This window comes from Candidatus Binatia bacterium (genome assembly GCA_035631035.1).
GTDB lineage: Bacteria > Eisenbacteria > RBG-16-71-46 > SZUA-252 > SZUA-252 > DASQJL01.
On the sequence record DASQJL010000040.1, the window covers coordinates 1 to 5,229 of the forward strand.

The 5,229-nt window shown below is 68.5% G+C and carries 4 protein-coding genes; 2 read left to right on the forward strand and 2 right to left on the reverse strand.

The window, feature by feature from the left end:
- Positions 1 to 1,503, reverse strand: a 1,503-nt coding sequence (locus VE326_03635) for a VCBS repeat-containing protein (protein HYJ32286.1), incomplete at its 3' end; no start/stop codon positions are given.
- 134 nt (positions 1,504 to 1,637) lie between these two features.
- Here VE326_03635 and VE326_03640 point away from each other — a divergent pair.
- Both VE326_03640 and VE326_03645 read left to right on the forward strand, forming a co-directional pair.
- Positions 1,638 to 3,989: a protein kinase gene (locus VE326_03640; protein HYJ32287.1), complete on the forward strand. Its 2,352-nt coding sequence runs from the start codon at positions 1,638 to 1,640 to the stop codon at positions 3,987 to 3,989.
- Positions 3,990 to 3,994: 5 nt separating this feature from the next.
- Positions 3,995 to 4,792 (forward strand): arylamine N-acetyltransferase, encoded by a 798-nt coding sequence (locus tag VE326_03645; GenBank protein ID HYJ32288.1) that lies wholly within the window; start codon positions 3,995 to 3,997, stop codon positions 4,790 to 4,792.
- Positions 4,793 to 4,829: 37 nt separating this feature from the next.
- On the opposite strand, the gene VE326_03650 is transcribed toward VE326_03645, so the two are convergent.
- Positions 4,830 to 5,229: T9SS type A sorting domain-containing protein (locus tag VE326_03650; protein ID HYJ32289.1), on the reverse strand; the 400-nt coding region annotated here is incomplete at its 5' end.

The window sequence follows — 5,229 nt, forward strand, 5'->3', positions numbered from 1 at the left end:
GAAGGGTGGCGCGAACGTGCCGTCTCCGTTCCCGAGCCGCATTCGATATTCGCGGCCGGATGCCTCGAGCAGATCCTGCTTCCCGTCGCGGTTCATGTCGCAGGGGAACAGGTTGTCGCCGCCCACGGCCGACATCGACAACGTCGTCGGAAAACCGCCGGCACCGTTTCCCATCAATACTCTCGTCGACCCGCCCATGCTGGCGGCGACGTCCGGCTTCCCGTCCCGATTGAAGTCCCCAACCGCCGGCGTTCCGAACATTGTTGGCGCGGGACCTCCAATCACCTGCTCGATCCCCGTACCGCTCCCCAAAGCGCCGAAAAGCACGGCCACCTGATGCCCCGAGGAAGGCACGACCAGGTCCAGCTGGCCGTCGCGGTCCAGGTTCGCGACCACCGGGTCGCTTCCGGGCAAGGGGCCGGTCGAGAGCCAGATCGTCGGTGCGACGAAATCGAGGATCTCGACAGTGCCGTGGGGATCGGCCTGCGCGTGCGAAAGCGGCTGGTGGGTGATGACGAGCTCGGTCTGCGCATCGGCGTCGAGATTGGCGGCCGTCATGCCGCAAGCCTGAGCCTTCCCCAGATTCAGGCTGGTGCCCGACGAGGCGATGAGGCCGCCTCCCGTGCCGTGGTGGATCTCGAGGGTGTTGTCATAGAGGAGCACAAGATCCGGATTGCCGTCGTCCGAGACGTTCGCGACGGATGCCTCGAGCGGCGTCGCGGCGGTGGGAACGGAATAGGGAGCGGCGAAGCCGAGGGCGGGTCCGCTGCTCAGGTAGACCGTACATTGGCCGGACCCTGCCCCGATGACATCCGGCCTGCCGTCGACGTTGAGATCACCCAGGCCCACGATCGCATCGGTTCCCACGGACAGAAGCGGCTGGGGATCGAGCGTGCCGCCGCCGGTGTTCCTCAAAATGGAGACATCCTCGATGTGGGTCATCACGTTATGGGTGTGGACGACCACGTCGAGGCGCCCGTCCTGGTCCATGTCGGCAAGGGACGCGCGGATGATCTTCGTGGAAGGGCCATAAATGTAGGTAGCCGCGGCCCCCAATCCAGATCCGGTGGAGAGCTGGACCCATACGGTCGTGGTCGTGTCGGTCATGACCAGGTCCGCTCGGCCGTCTCCATTCAGGTCGCCGGCAAGGACCTCGACCACGGACGCCGGAGGGTTGAACCCGGCGGGCGCCGGAACGGGCTCGAACGTGCGCGGGTTTCCTGTGGCCATGACGTTCTTGAAGAAGCGGACGTCGTACATCGCGTTGCTGGCCCCGTCGTATCCCAGGAGGGTCACGATGAGGTCCTTTAGGTCGTCCCCGGTCCATTCGGCCACCGTGACGTGCTGGACGAACTCCCCCTGGGCCGGAGTCGGCTTGTCCACGTCCACAAGGCAGGCCGGGGCTCGGAACAGGGGCCGTGGGTAGGCCGCTTCGGTGGGGTGGGACGCGAGGATCAGGAGCGCGAAGGAGACTAGGCTGGCTGTGGTACGGAGGGGGCGCACGTTCGTTCTCCGGGTGTGTTGGGGTCTCCTGACCTGAGGGCGGGCACGATATCCCTAACGCGCAAGTCCCCACGGATTCGGCTCACGGCTTCTCGCCCGGCCGTCACCCAACTCATGATGTAGACTCGTGGACCATGCTCCTCCAACCCGGTGCACGACTCGGCGCCTATGAAATCCTGGGCCGGCTGGGCGCCGGCGGCATGGGCGAGGTCTATCGCGCGAAGGACCACCGGCTGGGCCGTGAGGTCGCGGTCAAGGTCCTGCCCGCGGCGGTCGCCTCCTCCGCCGACCGGCTCGCCCGCTTCGAGCGCGAAGCGCGCGCGGTCGCGGCGCTCAACCATCCCAACGTCGTCACGCTCCACTCCGTCGAGGACGAAAGCGGCGTCCGCTTTCTCACGATGGAGCTGGTGGATGGCCACGTCCTCTCCGACCTGGTCACGCCGGATGGACTCCCCCTGCCGCGGCTCTTGGACGTCGCGATCCCCCTGACCGACGCCCTCGTCGCAGCGCACGAGCGCGGGATCGTCCACCGGGACCTGAAGCCCGCGAACGTGATGATCACGCGCGAGGGGCGTGTGAAGGTGCTGGACTTCGGACTGGCCAAGGTCGGCGCCGCCGGCGCGATGACGGCCGATCCGGACGCCGCCCGAGCGGCGGAGTCCGAGTGGTCCACCATCGAAGCCTCGGCCCCGCCCCTCGAAACCAGAGCGGGGAAGGTCCTGGGAACGGTCCCCTACATGTCGCCGGAGCAGATCCGCGGCGAGGCGGTGGACGCGCGCTCCGATCTCTTCGCGCTCGGCATCATCCTCTACGAGCTGGCCACGGGAGCCCGCCCCTTCACCGGACCGACCCTGGGCGTGATCAGCTCCTCGATCCTTCGCGACGATCCCGCTCCGGCCGGCACGGTCCGGGCCGACATGCCACCCGATCTCGACCGGATCATCACGCGCTGCCTGGAGAAGAATCCACGCGATCGCGTGCAGACGGCGCTGGACGTCGCGAACGAGCTGCGCCGCGTCAAACGCTCCGTCGAGCCCGGCCGGCCACGGGAGCGCGACTCGGGAGCGATCGCCTCGATCGCGGTCCTCCCCTTCGTCAACCGCGGCCGTGACGAGGAGGACGAGTACTTCTCGGACGGCCTCGCCGACGAGCTGCTCCACATGCTGGCCAAGATCCGCGGCTTGCGCGTCGTGGCCCGAACCTCGTCCTTCCACTTCAAGGGATCGAAGGACGATGCGGCGACCATCGGGCGAAAGCTGAACGTCGCCACGCTTCTCGAGGGAACGGTCCGCAAGGCGGGGACCCGGATGCGCATCGCCGTGCAGCTGGTGCGGGTCTCCGACAGCTCGCCTCTCTGGTCCGAGATCTACGACCGGACCCTGGACGACATCTTCGCGGTGCAGGACGACATCGCCCACTCGGTGGTGAAGGAGCTGCGCGCGACCCTCCTGGGCGAGGATGCCGATTCGAGGACGAGCGGGGAGGTGCGCGCCGAGGTGGCTCGCGCGGCGAAGGGGCGCACCGCGAACTCCGAGGCGCACCGGCTCTACCTGCAAGGGCGCCATCTGATCGACCGCTTCACCCGCGAGGACACGGCCAGCGGGATCGAATACCTGAAGCAGGCGCTGTCGCTGGATCCCGACTTCGCCCGCGCGTGGGCGGAGCTGGGCCGCGGCTACGCATCGGAGGCCAACGTCGGCTGGGTTCCGGTCGGCGAGGGTTACGCGCTCGCCCGGAAGGCCGTGGAGCGGGCGCTGTCGCTGGAGCCGGACCTGGCGGAAGGACACGCCACGCTCGGGTCGATCCAGATGCTGTACGACTGGGACTGGGCGGGCGCGGAGGCGTCCTACCGAAGGGCGCTGGAGCTGGCGCCGGGGAATGCCGGCGTGCTGCACCGTTCGAGCGTGCTCGCCTTGAGCCGCGGCCGCCCCGAGCAGACGCTGGAGCTCTACCGCCGCGCCATCGAGCAGGATCCGCTCAGCTCGGCCACCTACAACAACTACGGACATGCGCTGCACATGGTGGGCCGGGCGGAGGAGGCCGAAGCGGCGTATCGAAAGGCGCTGGAGCTCGCGCCGCAGCGCGTCGCGACGCGGGCGCTCCTCTCCCTGGCCCTGCTGGACCGGGGCCGAGGAGGCGAGGCGCTGGCCGAGGCCGCCCTCGAGCCCGAGACGGCGTTTCGTCTCTGGGCGCTGACGATCATCCACCATACCCTGGGCCGGGAGGCCGAATCGGTCGCGGCGCTCCGCGAGCTCATCGAGAAGCGGGCGGACGGATGGGCCTATCAGATCGCCGAAGCCTGCGCCGCGCGCGGCGAGGCGGACGCGGCCTTCGCGTGGCTGGATCGCGCGCACGCCCAGCGCGACGGCGGCCTCTCCGACGCCCGGGCGAGCGCGCGGCTTCGAGCGCTGCACGGGGACCCGCGTTGGAAGGCGTTCGCGGAGAAGATGCGCCTCGACGCCGATCCCGCTCCGGCGAGCGCCTAGATTCGATGCCGTCCCCCGTCTCGGATCGCTTCCTGTCCCATCTCGGCGTGCCGCGCGAGGCGCCGACGCTCGACTACCTGCACCGGATCATCCGCGCCCATCAGCTCCGCGTGCCGTTCGAAACCCTGACCAAGCTGACGGACTACGAGCCAGGGCTGCGGCGGGGGGACTTCATGCCGCCCATGGAGGAGTACGTCGAGCGGATCGTCATGCGCGGCGCGGGCGGGCTATGCTGGACGCTGGCGCGCGGCCTGCGATCACTGCTTGCGGATCTTGGATTCGACGCGGCCTTCCTGTACATGGACCCTGGCCACTGCTGTGTGCGGGTCGACCTGCCCGAAGGGCCGTATTACGCGGACGTGGGATACGCGGCGCCGCTGTTCCGCGCCTATCCCCTCTTCGAGTCCTTCTCGCTCGACACCCACCGCGAGCAGTTCGAATACGAAGTCCGCGAGGATGGCATTCACGTGACCCGCAATCCCGGCCCGACCAAGAAGCTCGACCCTGCGCCCCGGCGGTGGGAGGAGCTGCGGTCGTATGTCGATTCCGCCAACGACTGGTCCGCGCCTCTGAGCTTCCTGCACCGGATGTCCTATGGCCGCGACGTGGGCGGCGTGTACACGGCCCTTCGCGACGGAGTCCTCACGCGCTATGTGCCGGGCGGGCCCGAGAAGACCGAGATCCTCGAGGAAGATGCGCCGACGGTGCTCGCCGACGTCTTCGGCGCCGACCCGCAACTGTACCGGGAGGCCCTCCAGGTGCGTCGCCGCTACCTGCCTGAGTCCAAGGCTTCTCCCCCATAGCTATTGGCCCCGCCTGCCCGAGAGCAGTGCTGAGGAGCTATCGGAGGAACGCCACTTTGGAGGAAGCGGTTCGTCCGCCTTGGGAGAGACGGACGATGTAGATGCCGGACGCGGGGGGGCGAGACACGCCGAGCGTTACGATATGGCGGCCCTGGCCCAGTACGTTCACCGAGTCGAGCCGGCGCCCCCGCATGTCAAAGAGCTCCACCCTCGCGGGCTCCGTGGAAGGCAGCGTCATGGAGAGGGAAAGGTTCTGTCGAACGGGGTTTCCGGCCGCGGGCGCCACCCGCAGGGAAAAGAGTGGAGTCTCGACCTCCACCTCACCATACAGATGATCCGCACCCTGGAAGGTCGTTCCTACGCGGTACCCGTAGCGCTGCCCCGCTGAAACCCCTCGGTCTTCGAGACGGACCGTGCCTTCGGCACCGATCGCGACC